The sequence below is a fragment of the Saccharothrix sp. DSM 118769 genome, from assembly GCF_052936295.1.
In genome coordinates, this window is sequence record NZ_CP193627.1 from 4,487,496 (window position 1) to 4,505,442 (window position 17,947).

A 17,947-nucleotide genomic window follows, 5' to 3' on the forward strand; every position below is an offset into this window, starting at 1 on the left:
TGCACGCTGGGCGGCGCACACCGGGCCGGACGGCGGTACACCACCTCGAGCACGCCAGCGGAGCCAGGACCCGGTCATGGGCCTTCCGGCGCGGTGCTGTTCAGGCGTCGGCCCAACCGAAGAACAGCCAGCCGGTCAACTCGGGCGATCCGACGGTGGTGACGGTGGCGGTGGTGCGCTCGTCGACGTCGATACCGTCCCGCCGGGGGCGGTACAGGTCGAGGGTTGTCTCGCCGACGTCTTCACCGTCGGCGAGACAACCCTCGATCGCGGTCAGTGCCGTCGTCCTCTCATCCGGGTAGCCGTCGGCGCGGGTGGGAACGGGGAGACCGGTCAGGGTGCGCAGGCCGTCGCGCACGGCGAGGGCACCGGCCGGTCCCCAGGGGTTGTCGATCCTGCTGTCCCTGTTCTCGATCAGGGTGCGCGCCAGGGCTTCGGCGTCGCGTTCCGGCTGTGGGGTGTCGTCGATGACGATGTAGTCGTCCTTCTCGGCGATCGTTCCGGTGCCGCCGGCGTGGCCGTGGTCGTACTGAGCCTGCTCGACGGCCGACCGGAACGCGGCCTGCACGTCCGTGCCTTCGGTGTAGGTGATGAAGATTTCCGCGCTCATGTGGGGTTCTCCTTGACTGCTGTGATCCAGCGGCAGTACCCGAAGCGCTTGATCGACAGATCCGCTTGGGTCGTGCGTGCCGCGTCTGCGGTTCGGCGGGATGCGCTCGCCCGGCGCCGATGACCGGAGAAGGGGCAAACCCGCAGGTGTCCTTCCAGTGGCTTTGCCGTTCGACCCGGTGGGGGGTGCAGCGTGCGCGGCGGCCCCGCCGAAGCGCCGGGCGTCGCGAGGCAAGGGGGGTGAAGATCCGCTGTGTCGTGCGCGGACTGCACGATCAGACGGTGATGCGGCAGTCGGCCGCGTGGCATCGGTCACGTGGGAACGATCAACGCCGCCTCGCAGGCCAAGGCGTCGGTGAGGCGGCGCAGCGTGTCGAAGCCGGGCTCGGAGTGGGTGCCGGTGCCCTTGTCGCCGTACAGCGAGGTGCTGTCGTGCCGGTGCGACGGGTCGTTGTCCACGACGTTCGACCACTCGCGGGAGGCGGTGAGCACCTGGCCACGGCGAAGGACTGCCGTTGGTGGCTGTTGCGCTCGATGCGGACCCGGAAGATGGTGTAGTCGCTGCGGCGGTAGAAGCGGACCAGGGTGTAGCGCATGCGCACCTGGTCGGTGCCTACGGTCTCCTGGAGCATGATGAGATTGGCAGGCGCGTTGAGCCACTCTCGAAGGACGGTCAGAGCCTCGAAGACGTGACCCGAACGGCTCTCCGGCTCCTGCTCCTGGTAGTCGGCCTGCTCGGCGGCCCAGTTGTAGTCGACGACGGCGGTAATGGATTCGATGATGTCGGGTGAGGCGATCCTGGCGGACTGTGTGGGCGACACGGATTTTCTCCGGGTGAGGTGGATACGGAATGCCCGGTTGACGCGATTCGATGGCTCATGGCCGCTGGTCCGGCGAGTCGGACGGTCGACCTTCCCGGATCATCCGATATTCACGTGATGTGGACAGACCGGTCGGTGAAGCCACCTTGTCGGTGGGGCGCACTCGCCAGGCGGTGCCGTCGGGCCGGTGGAGCAAGCCACATCTTTTCGTGGCTTGCTCCACCGGCCTGCGGTGCCGCAGAGTGTGCACGCCCCACCGACGAGGTTGTGAGCGGTCGAATTGATTCGACAGACCTACGCCCTCGCATCGCGGCATCCGGCGCTACTCGTGGTAGCCGGGATTCATGCCGGCGAGGTCATGTCCGGGTGGTGGAGTGCTCGCCACCGTGTTGCCAGGGCTGTTGCCGCCAGGACGCCGACGGCTCCGGCGGCGGCGGTAGTGAGATGCGGTGCCAGGACTTCGGTGGCCAAGCCGCCGGGGGCAACACCTGCGCCTTGGGTGGCCTGCATGGTGGTGATGGCGAAGCCGACGGTTTGGCCTCGGTGCGTGTCGGGTGCGCGCAGCATAAAGCTGGGGTTGGCCACGACGTGATAGCCGGAAGCAGCGCCAGAGAGGGCGAACAACGCCACGACCACCGGTAGTGGTGGGTCGGCCAGACAATCGGGGAGTGGCACGCCGGTGCCGCTGGCCAGCAGTGGCATGAGCCGGTGCTGAAGGGGGTCGGGCAGGGCGGCGACGGCGAGGGAGGCTGCTGCGGCGCCGATGGAGTAGGCGGCGAAGAGCATGCCGACCGCGACCGGCCCGCCGTTGAGGTGGGCCGCGTAGGGGGGCGGCGAGTGCTTCGCCGATGATGTAGGTGCACGACATGGCCGGTAGCCGACGAGGCACCGCTTGCCCGCAGCGTCGCCGACTCCGTGGCCGACCGGACGTGCGCGAATGCCGGGTAAGCCTTGATTTCCCCCGGCGGGATGCGCTACTCCAGTGCCGGGGATGGACAAGGATGGTGGCGGTGTCCCGGCTCGAATTCCGGTTCCTCGGCGACCTGGAGGTCCGGGTCAACGGCGAGCCGGTGGACCCGGGCCCTTCCCGGCAGCGCTGTGTCCTGGTGGCCCTGCTGGTCGACGCCGACCGGGTCGTGCCAGTCGACCGCCTGGTCGACCGGGTCTGGGGCGAGAACCCGCCGCTGCGCGCCCGTACCGTCTTGCATAGCTACCTGTCCCGGCTGCGCGGCGCTGGGACCTTCGCCCGGTTGACTGGTGCCTGAAAGCTCCTGCCGGCGAGAATGCGCGTAGTCGGTGCGTGATCGGACTACGACCGACGTAGTCCGCCCGACTCATTTTATGAGCAATGCTCGTTTAGTGTGCCTCTGTATCGGGATGTGTGCTTTCGGCATATGCAGTAACAATCCCGGTTGTCCCGGCCGATAGGTGATCAGGACGGCAACGGTGCGGAACGCGCGGCCGTCGATGCTGGCCGCCGGCTTGGCGGAACCAGGTCCAAGCCGTGGCCGGAGGTGCGTGGTGTCGGGTGTGGTTGCTGATCGCGCACGGGTCGGGGGCGCGTTCGAGCAGCCCACGTTGGCACTGCTGCACCGGACGCACGCGGCCACGGTGATCGCGGTGTTCCGGTCGGCGTTCTCGCGTGAGGCACCGGCGGTTCCCGCCGCGCGGCTGCACGACTTGGTCGACGCCTGCCTCGACGAGCTGCGGTTGGCCGGGCTGGCGGGCAAGGACGTCCCGGTCGGTTCCGGCCGTGACCTGTGCCGCAGGTGGGTCGCCGACCAGTGGCTGATCCGTTCGCTTGCCGAGGACGGCACGGAGCGGTACTCGCTGACCTCGCACGCGCAGGACGCGCTGCGCCTGGTCGAGCAGCTGACCAGGGAGCGCGCCACGCTGTCCGAGCACCGCATCGCCACCATCCTGGAGCAGGTCCGGCGCTTCAACCGGGTGGCCAACCCTGACCGCGCCGCCCGGGTGGGGATCCTGGACGCGGAGATCGCGCGCCTGACCGCTGAACGCGACCGGCTGCTGGCCGGTGGCGACATGCCTGAGGTCGGCGCCGACTACATGCTGCAGGGTTTCGCCGAGTTGACCGAACTGGTGGCCGGGCTGCCCTCGGACTTCGCCAGGGTGTCGGAGTCGTTCACCACGCTTCGGGACCACATCACCGTGGCGCTGCGGGCCGAGGAGCGACCGGCGGGGGAGATCGTGGACGAGTACCTGCGGCGCGCCGACACCCTGGAGGAAGCAACGCCGGAGGGTCGTGCGTTCAAGGGCGCGTTCGACCTGCTGCGCGACCAGGGGTTGGTCGAGCAGTTGAGGGAGGACATCGCCGACTTGCTGGCCCACCCGCTGGCGGGGGAGATCCTCACCGATGCGGATCGGGCCGGTCTGCGCGGCACGGTGTCGATGATCAGTCGCGGCATGAGCAGGGTGATCGTGGAGCGCGCACGGGCGACGTCGGCGTTGAAGGAGTTCATCACCACCTACGACCGGTCCCGTGATCGTGAAGTGAATGCGACGTTGCGGGCGCTGGAGACGGAGATCGACACCTGGATGCGGACTGCCGGTGCCAAGGCCAAGGTGCCCGTGCCGCTGTTGCCGTCGGAGATCGACGTGGTGTTGCTGCGCGAGCGGTTTCACGACACCGAGGTCACCGCGCCGCCGCCACCGCTGGCCGACGTGAGCGGGCATCGACCGGACACGGTGTCGATGCAGGAGTTGATGATGCAAGGGGGCCCGTCACTGGAGGCGTTGAAGTCGTGGCTGACGCATCTGGAGGTCCCCGGTGGTCCCGCGTCGGCGGGGGAGCTGTTCGGTGGTCTTCCCGACGCGCTGCGCCGGCCGGTGGAGATCTTTGGTGTGCTGCACCTGGCGACGAACACCGACAAGCTGGTCGTGACCGAAGACCACGAGCCGTACGTGACGGTGCGCCCCGACGGCACCCGCAGGGTGCTGGTCGCGCCGAGGGTCGTCCCGGTCGCCGGAACCGACGCGGTCGATATCCACGCCGCAGCTCCCCAAGTTTCCACAGCCGGAGGTGCCGCCCCGGACGGGAGTACCGGCGGGCTCGCCCATGACCACGACGAGGCCGGTGGACACCGATGACGATCGACGACGGCACGGATGACCCGACCGGCACGATGACCCGCTTCACATCGGACACACCGGTGCCACCCGACATGGGTGGGGACGACGCCGCCCGTGCGGAGGACGACGCGCGTCTGGGTGAGCAGTTTCCCGACCTGGAGGACGACGGGGAGGACCGGGAGCCCACCTCGACGTTGTCGCTGTTCGAAGGGGATGAGGGTGGGCTGCTGCTCGCACAGCGGCAAGTGCTGGTGCACCTGGTCAAGGAACCGTTCATCAGCGCTCAGACCCACCCGCGGGACTGGCGGATGCTCGTCGGCAACCCCAGGCCCATCCGGTCCCGGCTCAACGACATGTTCATGGTCCTGGAACTGGATCTCCAGCGCGAGGTGGCGTTCACCAGGCAGGCGAGCCCGGAGGGCGGTGGCCGCCGGTTCCCGACCCTGTTCCACGACCAGGCGTGGACGCGCGAGGAGACCATCGTGCTGGTGTGCCTGCGCCTGCGGTGCCACACCGAGCAGGCGGCGGGCAACGGACGCGTCTTCATCGACCGTGAGGACGTGCACGACTACGTCGCCCGGTTCCGTCCCCCGCACGCCACCGACGAGGCCGCCGACCGCGGCAGGGTGGAACGCGCGCTGGAGCGGATCTACCGGACCGGGCTGCTGATCGGTCGCAAGGCGGGGCAGCGGTTCGAGATCGCCAGGGCGGTCGAGGTCGTCATGCCGCTGGCGAGGCTGACGGAGCTGCTGGCCTGGTTGCGGCAGCAGAACGGCACCGGGCAACCCGTCCCCGACGCTTCCGGACAACCCGTCCATACCGCCGGGCAGGGCGACGACGGCACAGTAGTGGAAGGTCTGCGATGACCGACGACATGACCCTCGACCTCGGCGACTTGAAGACGTCCGTGCGCATGTCACTTCCCGCGGGCAGTCAGCCGGGTACCGGCGAGAGAGTGGTGCCCGTCGACACCGCGGCTACTACGGTGCAACATCGTCTGGAGACGATCCAGTTGGTCAACTGGGGCGGGTTCGAAGGCCGCCAGGCCATCGACCTTGACCGCGACTCGACTCTGATGTCGGGTGCGTCGGGGACCGGGAAGTCGACCATCCAGGACGCGTGGCTGGCGCTGTTGCAACCGTCGGACACACCGTTCAACGGCGCCTCCAACGACGCGGTGCGCGGCAGGGCCCGCTCGGCCGAGCAACGCAACGTCCTGTCCTACCTGCGCGGCCAGATCGACACGACCGAGGGCGACGACGGGCAGGATCGGGCCAAGGTGCTGCGCGGGGACGGCACCGACACCTGGGCGGCGGTCGGTGCCACCTTCGTCGACGACCACGGCAGGCGCTTCACCGCCTTCCGGCTCTACTACGCCGGAGCCAGGGTCACCCGCTCGCCGGATGTGCTGTGCCGGATGTTCACCTTCGACGGCGTGGTCAACCTCGCGGAGTTCGCGCCGTTGGCCGCCCTGCGGCCGCCGTTCCCCCCGGCCCAGGTCAAAGCGACAGTCCCGGGAACCCGCCACCACGAGAGCTACTCGTCGTTCTCCCAGACGTTGTTCACCCGCCTGGGCATCGGCGCCAACGGCGACGGCGGCAAGGCCCTGCGGCTGTTGGCGCGCGTGCAGGCAGGCCAGCAGATCCGGACCGTGGACGAGCTGTACAAGGAGATGGTGCTCGAACGACCCGGCACCTACGACGACGCCGACCGGGCGGTCGAACACTTCAACGCCCTGGAGGACGCCTACCTGACCATGCGCGTCGAGCAGCAGAAGGCGGAGTTGCTCGCGCCGATCAAGCAGTGGTGGGCGGACCTGGAGCGGGCCCGGACAGAGGTCGGGCTCATCGACACCCTGGGACTCGCCCTCGGACAGGATTCGCCCGTCGGGTTGTGGGCGCTGCGCACCGAGCGGGAACTGCTCGCCGAGGCCGTGCAGTCCAACACCGCACGCTGTGCCCAGGCCGGTAAGGCCCTGGCCGACGCCCGGCGGATCCGCTCCGAACAGGAGCGCGAGTTGACCGCGGCACAGGTCAGGCACGACGCGGCTGGGGGCGGCAGGCTGCGTCAGATCGGCCTGGACATCGAGGAGGAGACCGCTCGTCGCCGTGACCGCGACACCCGGCGGGCAACCCTCGCCGGTGCGATCTCCGCCCTGGACGCACACCTGGCCGGCGGCCTGGGCTCCCGGCAGGACTACGACACCCTGCACGAGGCGTCCACGGCGTTCCTGACCGCCGTGGACGCCACCGCCGCCGGGTTGCAGCAGCGCCGTGACCGGCTCAAGCAGGAGGAGCACGATCTGCTGCGGCACCGCACGCGGCTGCGCGAGGACCGCGCCTCCTATGCCGGACGAGCCGGGCGTGTCCCGCCGTGGCTCGACGCCCTGCGCCGCCAGGTCGCCGACGCGGCGGGCTTCGCCCACGGGGAACTGCCGTTCCTGGCCGAGCTCGTCGACGTCGTCGACGGGCAACAGCAGTGGCGCACCGCCATCGAGACCGTGCTCGGGTCCAGTGCGCGGTTGCTGCTGGTACCCGCCGATCGGCTGGAGAGGTTCTCCCGCGCCATCGACCCACTGCACCTGTCGGGACGCATCACCTTCCAAGGGGCGCCCGTGGGGCCGTGGGACCCCGCCCGGACAGCCTCGGTCGACCGCGACCGGGTGGCCGGGAAACTGCAGTTCAAGGACTCCCCGTTCACCTCGTGGGTGTTCGAGCACGTCACCGACGCCTCCCGCAACGCGCTGTGCGTGCCGACCGCCGCCGACCTGGCCGGCCACGGCTACCGGGTGACGCCGGCAGGGCAGACCCGACAGGGCTGGCGCGGCTCGCACGGGCGATCCGACCAGCACAACATCATCGGCTTCTCCAACGCCGACACCCTCACCGCCATCGACACCCAGCTCGGCGAGACCGACACGGCCCTGAAGTCGGTGACCACCCGCATCGGCGCGGTTGAAACCGAGCAGTCCACCCTGCGGGCACGCGCGAGCGCCTGCGAAGCGGTCACCCGGGTCCGCTGGGACGACATCGACGTGCCCGGATCCGACGAGCTCATCGCCCGGCTGCGGGCAGAACAGGACAGCATCCTCAACGGTGACGACCGCCTGCGCGCCTTGCAGGCACACATCGAGTCACTGACCACCCTGCGGGACAAGGCGCTGCGCGAGGAGATCACCCGCGAGACGCGGGAGGAGGAACTGGCCGAGCAGGGGCGGTCCCTGGCGGCCAGGCAAGAACAGGTGAACGGGGAACTGTTGCGGCTGCAGCGACAACAGCGGGTCGTGCTCACCGAGGAGCAGGCCGCCCACCTGGACCGCGAGTTCACCGCGACCACGGGGGAGCGGGTCGTCGACCTGGACCACTTCACGACCGGTCTCGCCGCGCTGCACAAACGGCTGGTGTCACGGCTGGACCACGCCAGGCAACAGGTCAACGCCCTGACCCGGCACATCGAGGACCGGTTCGAGCAGTACCAGCGGATCTGGGAAGATCCCAACCTCGGCAGGACGCTGGCCTCCTACGCAGACTACGAACGCGTCCACGACGGCATCCAGGCCACCGGCCTGCACGAACGCCGCAACGAGTGGCGCCGCCGGCTCACCGACTGGTCGGGCGAGGACCTGGTGCCCCTGGCCCACTCGATGGGGGACGCGATCGAGGAGATCGAACGGCGCCTGGAACCGATCAACACCATCCTGCGCAGTCTGCCGTTCGGCGCGAACGCCAACCGCCTGCGCATCAGGATGAGACGCCAGCGCTTCGAACACGTCACCGCGTTCCGCCGCGAACTGTCACGACTGTCCTCGACGGCGACCAAGCAGTTCAGCGACGAGGCACTGGAGAAGCGCTTCAAGGACCTGCAGGCGTTCATGCACCAGATCCGCACCAAGGACGACCCGCGCGGCCTGGCGACCGCCCGCGCCGCCACAGGCACCCAGGCCGTTGGCCGTGACCGCGACCAACTGCTCGACGTGCGCAAACACGTCACGATCACCGCCGAGTGCTACGAGACCGAGACCGAACGCCTGATCTCGAAGCACGCCTCGCTGGGCGGCAAGTCGGGAGGCGAGTCCCAGGAGCTGATCGCCTTCATCGTCGGCGCGGCCCTGCGATTCCGCCTCGGCGACGAACTGCGCGAACGCCCCCGCTTCGCCCCCGTCTTCCTCGACGAGGGCTTCATCAAGTCCGACGCCGAGTTCGCCGGCCGCGCGGTACGCGCATGGCAGGGCCTGGGGTTCCAACTGGTCATCAGCGCACCCCTGGATAAGGTCACCGGCCTGGAACCGCACATGAACGAACTGCTCGCCATCACCAAGAACACCCGCACGCACTACTCCTTCCTGCACCCGATCACCGACCGGCAGGCATTCCGCAACGCCGTGGCCGCCCTGGCACCCTCGGCGGACGAACGCACCGCCGGGCTGGCGGACCCGCCTGCCACCGCACGGGCGCATCGCGACCGCCCGGTCGGACAGGTCATCGACTGATGGCACGCCGAACCTCCACCTCGGTCCGCACCGGCACCGACGATGCGCTCGTCGCGGGGATCAAGACGCCCGAGCTCGTCCTGCAGGACGTGCGGCGCCGCCTGACCCGCACCTGGCCGGAGGTGGTGCTGGCCGAATGCGGCATCTCCCCAACTGGCACGGACGCCCCTCCCTCCCGGACCGGGGAGCGCGCGCAGGCCACGCAGGCGTGGCCGCACGCCTTCCCGCTGGGACAACCCTCCGCCGAACTGCTGGCCTCGACGTTCGGCCAGATCGTGTCCTTGGTGCGCGACTGGCGGGAATGGGCCGACCGACACGAGGTGACACTGCTGTGGCGTTCTCGCCGCGTGCACGGCACCGAACAGGAACTACCCACCCACCTGCACGTCGAGGACATCGACACTGCCACCCGCCTCACCGGCCGGCAGCACGTGCTGGAGTCGGCGCGGACCCGGGCCCGCGGCCTGATCGACCACTACCCGCGGCTGGTGTCACCGGCCGGTGCGCTGCGGCAGGTCCTCGATTACGAGCCCGTGGACTTCGACCTGCTGTGCCGCGCCGCGGACTGGTTCGCCGCCCGCGCCGAAACCGCCCGCGCCGAAACCGGCCGCGCCGAAACCGGCCGTCCGCAACCGCTGACCCCGCGGCAGGTGCCGATCGAAGGCCTGCACGCCAAATGGCTCGACACACGCCACGCATTGCTGCGCAACCTGACCGGACTCGACGACCTCGACCTGCTGCCGGCACATCCACCCCGCCTGCACTTCACCTACCTCGACCCCCACCACCTCGCCACCGGCGGCAGACGGCACGACTGCGCCACCGTGGGCGACCACCTGCCGCTGCCCTACACTCCGCGGCTGATCGTCATCAGCGAGAACAAGGACACCGCAGTCCACTTCCCGCCCGTGCCCTCCGGCGTCGCGGTCGAGGGCAGCGGCCGCGGCGGTGCCACCGCTGCCTCCTTCCCCTGGATCACCGAAGCCGAGGCGGTGTTCTACTGGGGAGACCTGGACCCCGACGGCTTCGAAATCCTCGACGGGTTCCGCGCCGCCGGCGTACCGGCCCGCTCACTGCTCATGGACCGCGTCTCCTACGACAGGTGGGAGCGGTACGGCACCCACGTCGACCGGCGCGGCACACCACTGCCACCTCGCGACCCACGCCCGACCCCACACCTGTCCGCGGCCGAACGAGCCCTCTACGAAGACCTGTGCTCGCCACAGTGGACACGACACCGACGCGTCGAACAGGAACGCATCCCGCTGCACATCGCACTCGAAACCGTGCGCGCGGTCGCGCACACGGACACAGACCAGTAGCAATCCGGTCAAACGGACCGACGGCCGAGGTGCGGGCGACCTCGCTGGAGGACGGCACACGCGCTGTGAGTACGTGCGACTTCGCCATAGCCCGTGCGGTGCATACCCGACGTTCGAACGACAGCGGCCGACGCGGATACCCGTCACCGGGGTTGAGGATGTGCGGGGGTGGGCGGATGACCATGGAAGCGCACTGGGTGCACGGTGGCCTTCCGGTTACCGGTGTCGTCATGTCTGCAGCAGCGTCGCCCTCGGGCGCCCAAAACCGGCCGGGCGTCGCGGCGGCGGAGCGCGATTCGTACTGGTCGAACCAGGCGATCGCCACGCCCTCGGCCTTGGCGCGTGCCTCGATCGCCGGGTAGTCCTCGTCCAGCCAGACGATCAACTCGACCATCGCCAGGCTGATCCACAGAGGGCCGCCGATCAGCAACTCCTCCAAGGTGTAGTCGGTCATCGCCGTGAACAGCATGCCCCGGTCTCGGAGCTGATCAGCTCGGCCGATCCCTGCCGTCGACCCGGTCATACCGCCAGGCCGTCGCAGCCTGCTGCCGGTAGGCGCGCCACCAGGTGCCCACCGACCGAACGGAGACCCCGAACACCTCCGCCGCCCGCCTGTAGCCCTCCACCTGCCTGGCCTCCAGCGCCGCGACCACCCGCAGGCGCAGCACCTCCTGCTCCGCAGGAGACAACCGGTACGCACTCTCAAGCTCGACCATGCACGTCAACCTGCAGGCAATCGCTTAGTGCCCGTTTCCGAGCTATTGGGGTTGGGTGAGTCGGCGGGTGGTGATGCGGATCATGGACCAGCGGACCATGGCCTCGTGGTGGTGGGGTAGTCGTTCGTAGTCGCGGACGCAGCGGCGATGTCCGGTGATCCAGGCCAGACTGCGTTCGACCACCCATCTTCTGGGCAGCACGGTGAAGTACGGCACCTGCGGACGTTGGACGATCTCCACCACCAGGCGAAGTGTCGTGCGAGCCCAGTCGATCAGGGGTCCGGTGTAGCCGCCGTCGGCCCACACCAGCGTGGCCCGTTTCCCGGCGGTGTCCCGCATCCGGCGCAGCAGGCTGCGCGCGGCGACCCGGTCCTGCGTCGAGGCCGGGGTGACCAACACGGCCACCAGCAGGCCCAGGGTGTCCACGACGATGTGGCGCTTGCGGCCGGCGACCTTCTTGCCGCCGTCCCAGCCGCGGGTGGCCCGGCCGACGGTCTCGGCGGCGCGCACCGACTGCGAGTCCATGACCGCCGCCGACGGCGCCGCCACCCGGCCCTCCACCAGACGGACGCGGTCACGCAACGCGTCGAGCAGCCGCTGTGAAGCACCGGCCTTCTCCCACAGTGCGAAGCGCTTGTAGACCGTGGGCCACGGCGGGAAGTCCGTCGGCAGAGCCCGCCACTTGATGCCGTTGTCGACCACGTAGAGGATCGCGTCCACGATCACCCGACGGCAGTGCTTCTCCCACCGCCCGCCGCGACCGGCCAGGCACGCCGGATCGGGCAGCAGCGGGTCGAGCTCGGCCCACTGGGCGTCGGTGACGTCGGTGGGGTACCGCCTTGTCCGTCGAGTGGGCTGGTGGGAGGCGGCCAGGCGACAGCATGGGGAACCCGCGGTGACACCGCCCGCGGGGATCGGGCACGATAACAACGGAACTCCTGGTGGAACGGCGCATAGACACCGTCCGATCTACCAGGAGTTCCCCTGTCTGCGCACCAAAGCCCCTCCGCGCGACCAAGCTCGGAAACGGGCACTTACTGTCAATTCGACAAATCACGCCACTTGCCCGCTACTTCCCGTGCCTCCGCAAGTGGGCAAGTCCGGAACGGTGCGTGTCGTCCGGTGACTGTCGGTGCCTTGTGCCACGCTCACGCCGCAGGGAAAGGGGCGGGCGTGGCGTTAACCAGGGACGTGGCCGTACAGGTCCGGGCCGCGTGCACAAAGGGCGGGCAGGCGCGGACCGCGCTCGAACAGGCGGAAGACCTGGCTCAGGAGGCACACGACATCCTGAGCCGCACGCTGGAGGGCGCGCGTCATCTCGGAGCGGACGGGGAACAGGTGCTGGCCGCGTTCACCCAGGTGGTGGACGCGTGCAAAGGCCACTACTGGCCGCTGCTCAACGAGGCCGTGAAAGCCGCCGAGAGCTACGCGGCCAGCCTAACGGCTGGAGGGGCACTCCCGACCCTGCGCTGGCCGCCCAGCGGCCCGCACGGCCCCCGGCGCAGCCACCCCCGGCGCCGTCGCCGCAACGACCCCCGGCCCGCCAGGTCGAACTCGACGACCCGCCCGTGATCCCACCTGAACGGATCGAGGCGCTACGGCGTGAACTGCCCCCGCCTGTGGAGCCCGGAACAGGACAGAGGACGCACGGCCGGTGGATCGGCCCGGACGGTCAGGTCCAGCAGATCATCAGCGGACGCGACGCCCGTTCCAAGCTCGTGAACGAACAGCTGACGGAAAAAGGATGGGCGGAGGGCACGGCCCGAGCTGGCGACGTTGAAATGAAGCTGGCCGCGCACATGACCGCAAACGGGATCAGACACGCCACGGTAGTGCTCAACCATGTGGTATGTAAGGAAAGCTGAACTGCGACACCCTAGTGCCGATCCTCCTTCCGGACGGGGCCACACTGACCGTGTACGGGATCAACACCAAAGGGATGCGCACCCGCACCCGCTATACAGGAGGAGCACAGCCGTGGTGGACCTAGAGGTCTGGTACGACGAGGAACAGGACGCCTCCGTGATCGTCCGCACTCCGGCCGAGCTGGACGCCGTGTTGGACATCGTGGCCGCGCGGGAAGGCCGCATCCTCGTGGACCTGTACGTGGTCGAAAACTCCGGCCGCGCGAACTTCAACGTCGGGCTCCACGGTCGGGCCGGACGGGGCGCGCTGTACTACTCCGGGGGCGGACAGAAGTGGTTCAGCTCGCAGGCCCCCGGCCCCGACTGGAGTGCGGACGAACCGATCCTGTACTACCTGATGAATTCGGATACCGAGTACCCGGCCGATTCCGAGATCCCGCTGGACGTGGTGCGCCGAGCCGCACACGAGTTCATGACCACCGGAGGTGAACGCCCCACTGTGTCCGACTGGCGGGCCGCCCCGGACTGGTGGTGACCCGGCAGGGCCGCCGGACGGTTGCCGAGCCCACCGGTACGTCAACCGCCCAGCGGCCGCGAAACGTGCGAATCGGGCCCCGGACATTCCCAGGGCACCGTGACGGTTTCGCGGTGTTCTCGGCGCCGTTCAGGCGGCTGCCGCGTCCGCCGACGCCACCGCGCGCACATGCCGCACTGTGGCCGAACCACTTGGAGTCAGTGCGGCCTGCCGGGTGGTCAGTGCCATCCGAATTGCGTCGTCGCCTTCGGAAAGGGTGTGGCCGTAGACGGGGACCATCCCCGCTCGCACGGGGAGCACCTGGCGCCACGTGGCGATCTGCGCCTGCGACAGGGACCACCCGCTCGCGCGGGGAAGACCTGCATGGCCCGTACTCGCACTCGTCCGGCGGCGGACCATCCCTGCTCGCGCGGGGAAGACTTGCCGGCGCGGCCGGCGGGACGGGACCGGACCATCCTCGCTCGCGCGGGGAGCACGACATCGTGGATGACGAGCGGCAGGTGTACCTGGACCATCTCCGCTCGCGCGGGGAGCATGGCTACGACGGTGTCGTAGTCCAGCTCCTCGTCGAACCACTCTCGCTTGCGCGGGGAGCGCAGGACCGGTCTCGGGCTCGCCATCGCGGCGGAGGGACCACTCCTGCTCGCGCGGTGGGCACGAACCGTGGTGCAACCACGGGCCGACGCGGGATGGGACCACCCCCCGCTCGCGCGGGGAGCACGCGGTGAACTTGTCGTAGCGCTCCCCCACGCCCGGACCACCCCCGCTCGCGCGGGGAGAACCTGACGCCCACCAGCGACGGCGCCCGCGCCCTCGGACCACCCCCGCTCGCGCGGGGAGAACAGGGTGGTGAGTCCGGGTGAGCTTCCTGACGCGGGACCACCCCCGCTCGCGCGGGGAGAACCCCGCCCCGCCGCACCCCGACGAACTCGCTGCGGGACCACCCCCGCTCGCGCGGGGAGAACCCGGATGGTCTCGGAGTGGTTGGCGGGCAACTGTCAACGACGCCGGAACATTGACCCCCGGTGGTCGGATGAAATCTGACCCCCTTGGGTGGTTGTCGGTCTAATCGTTGGTGTTGGCGGCCGGTGGGACCCGGCCGAGGTCGCGGTCCTTGAGTCGGTAGCTGTCTCCCTTCATGGAGATGTCACCTCAACTATCCGGGTTTTGTGATCGCCGCAAATATGCGGGTTTCCCGGTCTGAGGTTGGGTCGATGTTCGTCGGCTCGGCCGTGCGGATGATCCGTGACTATGCTTAACGGGTATGGACCGAAATGTCGATCCGATGCTCGACGCGTTCCTGTCCTACAGCCACGTCGATCACCGGGTGGCCTTGGCGCTGCGCGATGGTCTGCACAACCTCGCCCGTCCGTGGTATCGCCGTCGCGCGCTGTGGGTGTTCCGCGATGAGGAGAGCCTGCCCGCGGGGGCCAACCTGCCCGAGTTGATCGTGTCAGCCCTGCGGCGGTCGCGCTACTTCGTGCTCGTGGCGTCCCCGAACGCGGCCGGCTCGGAGTGGGTCGCCCGCGAGGTGCGCTACTGGCGTGAGCACCGAGAACCGGAGACCTTCCTGATCGTTCGGGCCGGTGGCGCGATCGCCTGGGGAGACGACGACTTCGACTGGGACGCAACCGACGCACTACCGCGCGACCTGGCGGGTTGGTTCCCCGCGGAACCGCTGTGGGCAGACCTGGCCTGGGCAGGGTCGGATGACGAGTTGTCGTTGCGCCACAGCCGGTTCCGTTCGGTCGTCACATCGGTCGCCGCTCCGCTGCACGGCCTTCCGAAGGACGAGTTGGACAGCGAGGACGTCCGCCGCCACCGCGCCACGACACGCGTGCGCAACACGGCCGTGTCCCTGCTCGCCGCTCTCATGAGCCTGGTGCTGGTCCTCGCCGGAGTGGCGCTGTGGCAACGCGGTGAGGTCGAGCAGCAGCGTGACCGGTCCTTGTCCCGCGAGCTGGCCGGACGTGCCGAACGCCTCGGTGACGCGGACCCCGCGCTGTCCAGGCTGCTCGCCTTGACCGCCTGGCGCGTGAGAGCGACTCCCGAGGCCAGGGCCGGCATGTACCAGGCCGCGGGACGTCCCGGGGTGTTCGTCCTCGACACCGGGGGCAACGCCGTGGCGTTCAGCCCGGACGGCGGACTCCTGGCGACCGCCGACGAGTCCGTTCGCCTGTGGGACGTGGCGACCCGTACCGAGAAGCGGCGGCTCGGGGAGGACGGCGAACCGGTCCGCTCGCTGTTGTTCAGCCCGGACGGCGGCATGCTGATCACCGCGGACGAGTCCGACTCGGTGACCTTCTGGGATATCGCAACGGGTAAGCGCAAGGGTGAGACGATCAATTGCGGCCAAGGCCCGAGGTCGATCCCCATCCCCTTCGCGCCTCCGATCGCGCTCAGCCCGGACGGCTCGATTCTCGCCACCGGCTGCGACTCCGGCACGATCCGGTTGTGGGATGTGGCGTCACGTCGGCCTCTCGGGCAACTGGCGGGGCACGAGCACCACCCGATCGCCATGCTCGGGCCGTCGGTCGCGTTCAGGCCGGACGGCCGGACCCTGATGAGCGCGTCCATCGACGGCACCGCCCGCTTCTGGGACGTCGCCGAGCAACGCCAACTCTCCGCCTTCTCGGCATTGCCCACGCAATCGGCGGCGTTCTTGTCGCCCTCGGCGACGGTCGCACCAGACGGCGAGATCGCCGCGACCGTGGCCTTGGACGGCTCGGTGACCGTATGGGACGCCGCGAACCCCGACCGGCACGGAACCCTCGTCGGTGGACGCAGTCAGCCCAACGACAGCATCAGCACCGTTGCCGCCGCGTTCGCCGCCGACAGCAGCCTGCTGGCCACCGGCGGCCACGACGGCACCATCCGCTTCTGGGACGTCGACGAACGCCGGCAACACGGGCCCGCGCTGGCCGGCCACTCACGGTCGGTGGTCTCGCTCGCCTTCAGCCCCGACCGGAGACTGATGGCCAGTGGCGGCGGCGACGGCACGGTCCGCCTGTGGGACGTCACCGCGCACGTCCGCTCCGCCGCACCGCGCACCGCGGACATCGGGCAGGTGGCATCGGTGGCCTTCACGCCGGACAGCCGTTCGCTGGTGGCGGCGAGCCTGGGGGAGTGGGGAGCCGACGACCCGAACGGGAACGCCCAGTGCCTGGGAATTTGCGAGGCCGGGAACGTCAGACGAATCAACGGAAAGCCCGTGGTCACGTGGTGGGACGTCGGAACGCGAGCCGTCGTGGACAGCGAGCAGCCACAGATCGTGGGCTATCCGCGTTCGGTCGTGGTCACCGCCGACGGCACGGCGCTGGTCCACGGCACGGACCACAAGGACGACCAGGACAAAGGCCACCTGCGGATCTGGACGCTCCGCGATCGCGACGTCACCGGGGATGCCACCATCGGTCCCGCCGCATCGGCGACCCTCGACCCGACCGGCACGACCTTGGCGGTGTTCGACGACGACGACCTGCGGCTGTGGGACGTTGCGCGACGTCAGCAGATTGCCTCGCTGGACGGGGCCAAGGCGCTGTCGGTCGTCTTCAGCCAGGACGGCAACCGGTTAGCCGCGCAGCGGGACGGGGGGAAGATCGAGGTGTGGGATGTCGGGACCCGGCGGCGTATCGGAGAGCTCGCCCTGCCGGATACCGGAGCCGTACCTCTGGCGTTCAGCCCGAACGGCCGCTTGGTGGCCACGACGGGCGGCGGAGGTGTGATCCGGCTGTCCGACGTGGACACGGGAGAGGTCGTCGGAGATCCGCTGTTGGGCCACACGGGTGCTGTCAGCGCGGTCGCGTTCAGCCTGGACAGCCGATTGCTGGTCAGTGGGAGCGCGGATGCGACCGTGCGCCTGTGGGACCTGGATTCGAGGCGTCAGGTCAGTCAACCACCGATGGGACACAGGCTTCCCGTCCGCACGGTCGCCTTCGCCCCTGACGGCCGCACCGTGGCCAGCGGCGGAGTCGACGGCGCGGTGCGCCTGTGGGACGTCGGATATACCACAGACGTCGAAGCGTCCCTGTGTGCCGCCGCCGGGCGGTCGATGACGGAAGAGGAATGGACTCGCTACGTTCCTGACCTGCCGTTCCGGCAGATCTGCTAGCGGAACTCGTTGCGGATCTCAGAGGCTCGCTGGCTCGCTCCGGAACCCATCCCCGCTCGCGTGGGGAAGACTCGACCACGTACTCTCCGGTCGACGGGTCGCGCGGACCCCCGCTCGCGCGGGGAGCACTACACCGAGACGACTGGCTTGCCGAGCAGGTGCGGACCACTCCCGCTCGCGTGGGGAGCACTCGTACGCCTCAGCCGGGTAGCAGAACCCCAGGGGACCACCCTCGCTCGCGCGGGGAAGACCGCCCGGCCCAGTCCATCGTCGACCGGGCCCGCGGATCACCCCTGCTCGCGCAGAAGATTGGTATGCCGGAATCGATTGGGCGGCGGCGTTTGGACCACCCCTTGCTCGCGCGGGTGGATGTGCCAGCTCATCCACGG

The 17,947-nt window shown here is 69.5% G+C and carries 17 protein-coding genes; 12 read left to right on the top strand and 5 right to left on the bottom strand.

Annotation, left to right across the window (positions count from 1 at the left end; genetic code table 11):
- Positions 1 to 100: 100 nt before the first annotated feature.
- Positions 101 to 748 (bottom strand): hypothetical protein, encoded by a 648-nt coding sequence (locus tag ACRAKJ_RS19525; RefSeq protein WP_447009068.1) that lies wholly within the window; start codon positions 746 to 748, stop codon positions 101 to 103.
- 173 nt (positions 749 to 921) lie between these two features.
- Positions 922 to 1,101 (bottom strand): hypothetical protein, encoded by a 180-nt coding sequence (locus ACRAKJ_RS19530; RefSeq protein WP_438920313.1) that lies wholly within the window; start codon positions 1,099 to 1,101, stop codon positions 922 to 924.
- A gap of 26 nt (positions 1,102 to 1,127) precedes the next feature.
- Between ACRAKJ_RS19530 and ACRAKJ_RS19535 the strand changes: the two genes are divergently transcribed.
- Positions 1,128 to 1,400, top strand: a complete 273-nt coding sequence (locus ACRAKJ_RS19535) for a hypothetical protein (protein ID WP_438920314.1) — start codon at positions 1,128 to 1,130, stop codon at positions 1,398 to 1,400.
- Positions 1,401 to 1,772: 372 nt separating this feature from the next.
- Here the strand turns inward: ACRAKJ_RS19535 and ACRAKJ_RS19540 are convergent, their stop codons facing one another.
- Positions 1,773 to 2,429 (bottom strand): MFS transporter, encoded by a 657-nt coding sequence (locus ACRAKJ_RS19540; RefSeq protein ID WP_438920315.1) that lies wholly within the window; start codon positions 2,427 to 2,429, stop codon positions 1,773 to 1,775.
- Between the two features lie 11 nt (positions 2,430 to 2,440).
- On the opposite strand from ACRAKJ_RS19540, the gene ACRAKJ_RS19545 reads away from it, so the two are divergent.
- The 6 genes from ACRAKJ_RS19545 (at position 2,441) to ACRAKJ_RS19570 (ending at position 10,693) form a co-directional block, all read left to right on the top strand.
- On the top strand, positions 2,441 to 2,695 hold the full coding sequence (locus ACRAKJ_RS19545) for an AfsR/SARP family transcriptional regulator (RefSeq protein WP_438920316.1): 255 nt from the start codon (positions 2,441 to 2,443) through the stop codon (positions 2,693 to 2,695).
- Positions 2,696 to 2,897: 202 nt separating this feature from the next.
- On the top strand, positions 2,898 to 4,538 hold the full coding sequence (locus ACRAKJ_RS19550) for a DUF3375 domain-containing protein (RefSeq protein WP_447009102.1): 1,641 nt from the start codon (positions 2,898 to 2,900) through the stop codon (positions 4,536 to 4,538).
- A complete protein-coding gene (locus ACRAKJ_RS19555; protein ID WP_438920318.1) occupies positions 4,535 to 5,386 on the top strand; it encodes a DUF4194 domain-containing protein in 852 nt (283 codons plus the stop codon). The genes ACRAKJ_RS19550 and ACRAKJ_RS19555 overlap by 4 nt, the downstream gene beginning before the upstream one ends.
- Entirely contained in the window at positions 5,383 to 9,009 is a 3,627-nt protein-coding gene (locus ACRAKJ_RS19560) for an ATP-binding protein (RefSeq protein WP_438920319.1), read from the top strand. The genes ACRAKJ_RS19555 and ACRAKJ_RS19560 overlap by 4 nt, the downstream gene beginning before the upstream one ends.
- Complete coding sequence (locus ACRAKJ_RS19565; RefSeq protein ID WP_438920320.1) at positions 9,009 to 10,331, top strand: Wadjet anti-phage system protein JetD domain-containing protein; 1,323 nt, start codon at positions 9,009 to 9,011, stop codon at positions 10,329 to 10,331. The genes ACRAKJ_RS19560 and ACRAKJ_RS19565 overlap by 1 nt, the downstream gene beginning before the upstream one ends.
- 176 nt (positions 10,332 to 10,507) lie before the next feature.
- On the top strand, positions 10,508 to 10,693 hold the full coding sequence (locus ACRAKJ_RS19570; protein WP_438920321.1) for a hypothetical protein: 186 nt from the start codon (positions 10,508 to 10,510) through the stop codon (positions 10,691 to 10,693).
- A gap of 126 nt (positions 10,694 to 10,819) precedes the next feature.
- Here the strand turns inward: ACRAKJ_RS19570 and ACRAKJ_RS19575 are convergent, their stop codons facing one another.
- Positions 10,820 to 11,047: a helix-turn-helix domain-containing protein gene (locus ACRAKJ_RS19575; protein ID WP_438920322.1), complete on the bottom strand. Its 228-nt coding sequence runs from the start codon at positions 11,045 to 11,047 to the stop codon at positions 10,820 to 10,822.
- Between the two features lie 42 nt (positions 11,048 to 11,089).
- Complete coding sequence (locus ACRAKJ_RS19580) at positions 11,090 to 11,977, bottom strand: IS5 family transposase (RefSeq protein WP_438920323.1); 888 nt, start codon at positions 11,975 to 11,977, stop codon at positions 11,090 to 11,092.
- A 261-nt stretch (positions 11,978 to 12,238) separates the two neighbouring features.
- On the opposite strand from ACRAKJ_RS19580, the gene ACRAKJ_RS19585 reads away from it, so the two are divergent.
- From ACRAKJ_RS19585 to ACRAKJ_RS19605, 5 genes are all read left to right on the top strand, one after another.
- Positions 12,239 to 12,619, top strand: coding sequence for a hypothetical protein (locus ACRAKJ_RS19585; protein ID WP_447009069.1), 381 nt, complete (start codon positions 12,239 to 12,241; stop codon positions 12,617 to 12,619).
- Positions 12,616 to 12,912, top strand: coding sequence for a DddA-like double-stranded DNA deaminase toxin (locus ACRAKJ_RS19590; RefSeq protein WP_438920325.1), 297 nt, complete (start codon positions 12,616 to 12,618; stop codon positions 12,910 to 12,912). The genes ACRAKJ_RS19585 and ACRAKJ_RS19590 overlap by 4 nt, the downstream gene beginning before the upstream one ends.
- 14 nt (positions 12,913 to 12,926) lie before the next feature.
- Positions 12,927 to 13,037 (top strand): hypothetical protein, encoded by a 111-nt coding sequence (locus tag ACRAKJ_RS19595; protein WP_438920326.1) that lies wholly within the window; start codon positions 12,927 to 12,929, stop codon positions 13,035 to 13,037.
- Positions 13,025 to 13,447: an Imm1 family immunity protein gene (locus tag ACRAKJ_RS19600; RefSeq protein ID WP_438920327.1), complete on the top strand. Its 423-nt coding sequence runs from the start codon at positions 13,025 to 13,027 to the stop codon at positions 13,445 to 13,447. Before ACRAKJ_RS19595 ends, ACRAKJ_RS19600 begins: the two co-directional genes overlap by 13 nt.
- Before the next feature lie 1,264 nt (positions 13,448 to 14,711).
- Positions 14,712 to 17,558 carry a toll/interleukin-1 receptor domain-containing protein gene (locus ACRAKJ_RS19605; protein WP_438920328.1) on the top strand — a complete coding sequence of 949 codons (2,847 nt, stop codon included), beginning with the start codon at positions 14,712 to 14,714 and terminating at the stop codon, positions 17,556 to 17,558.
- The last annotated feature ends 389 nt before the right edge of the window (positions 17,559 to 17,947 follow it).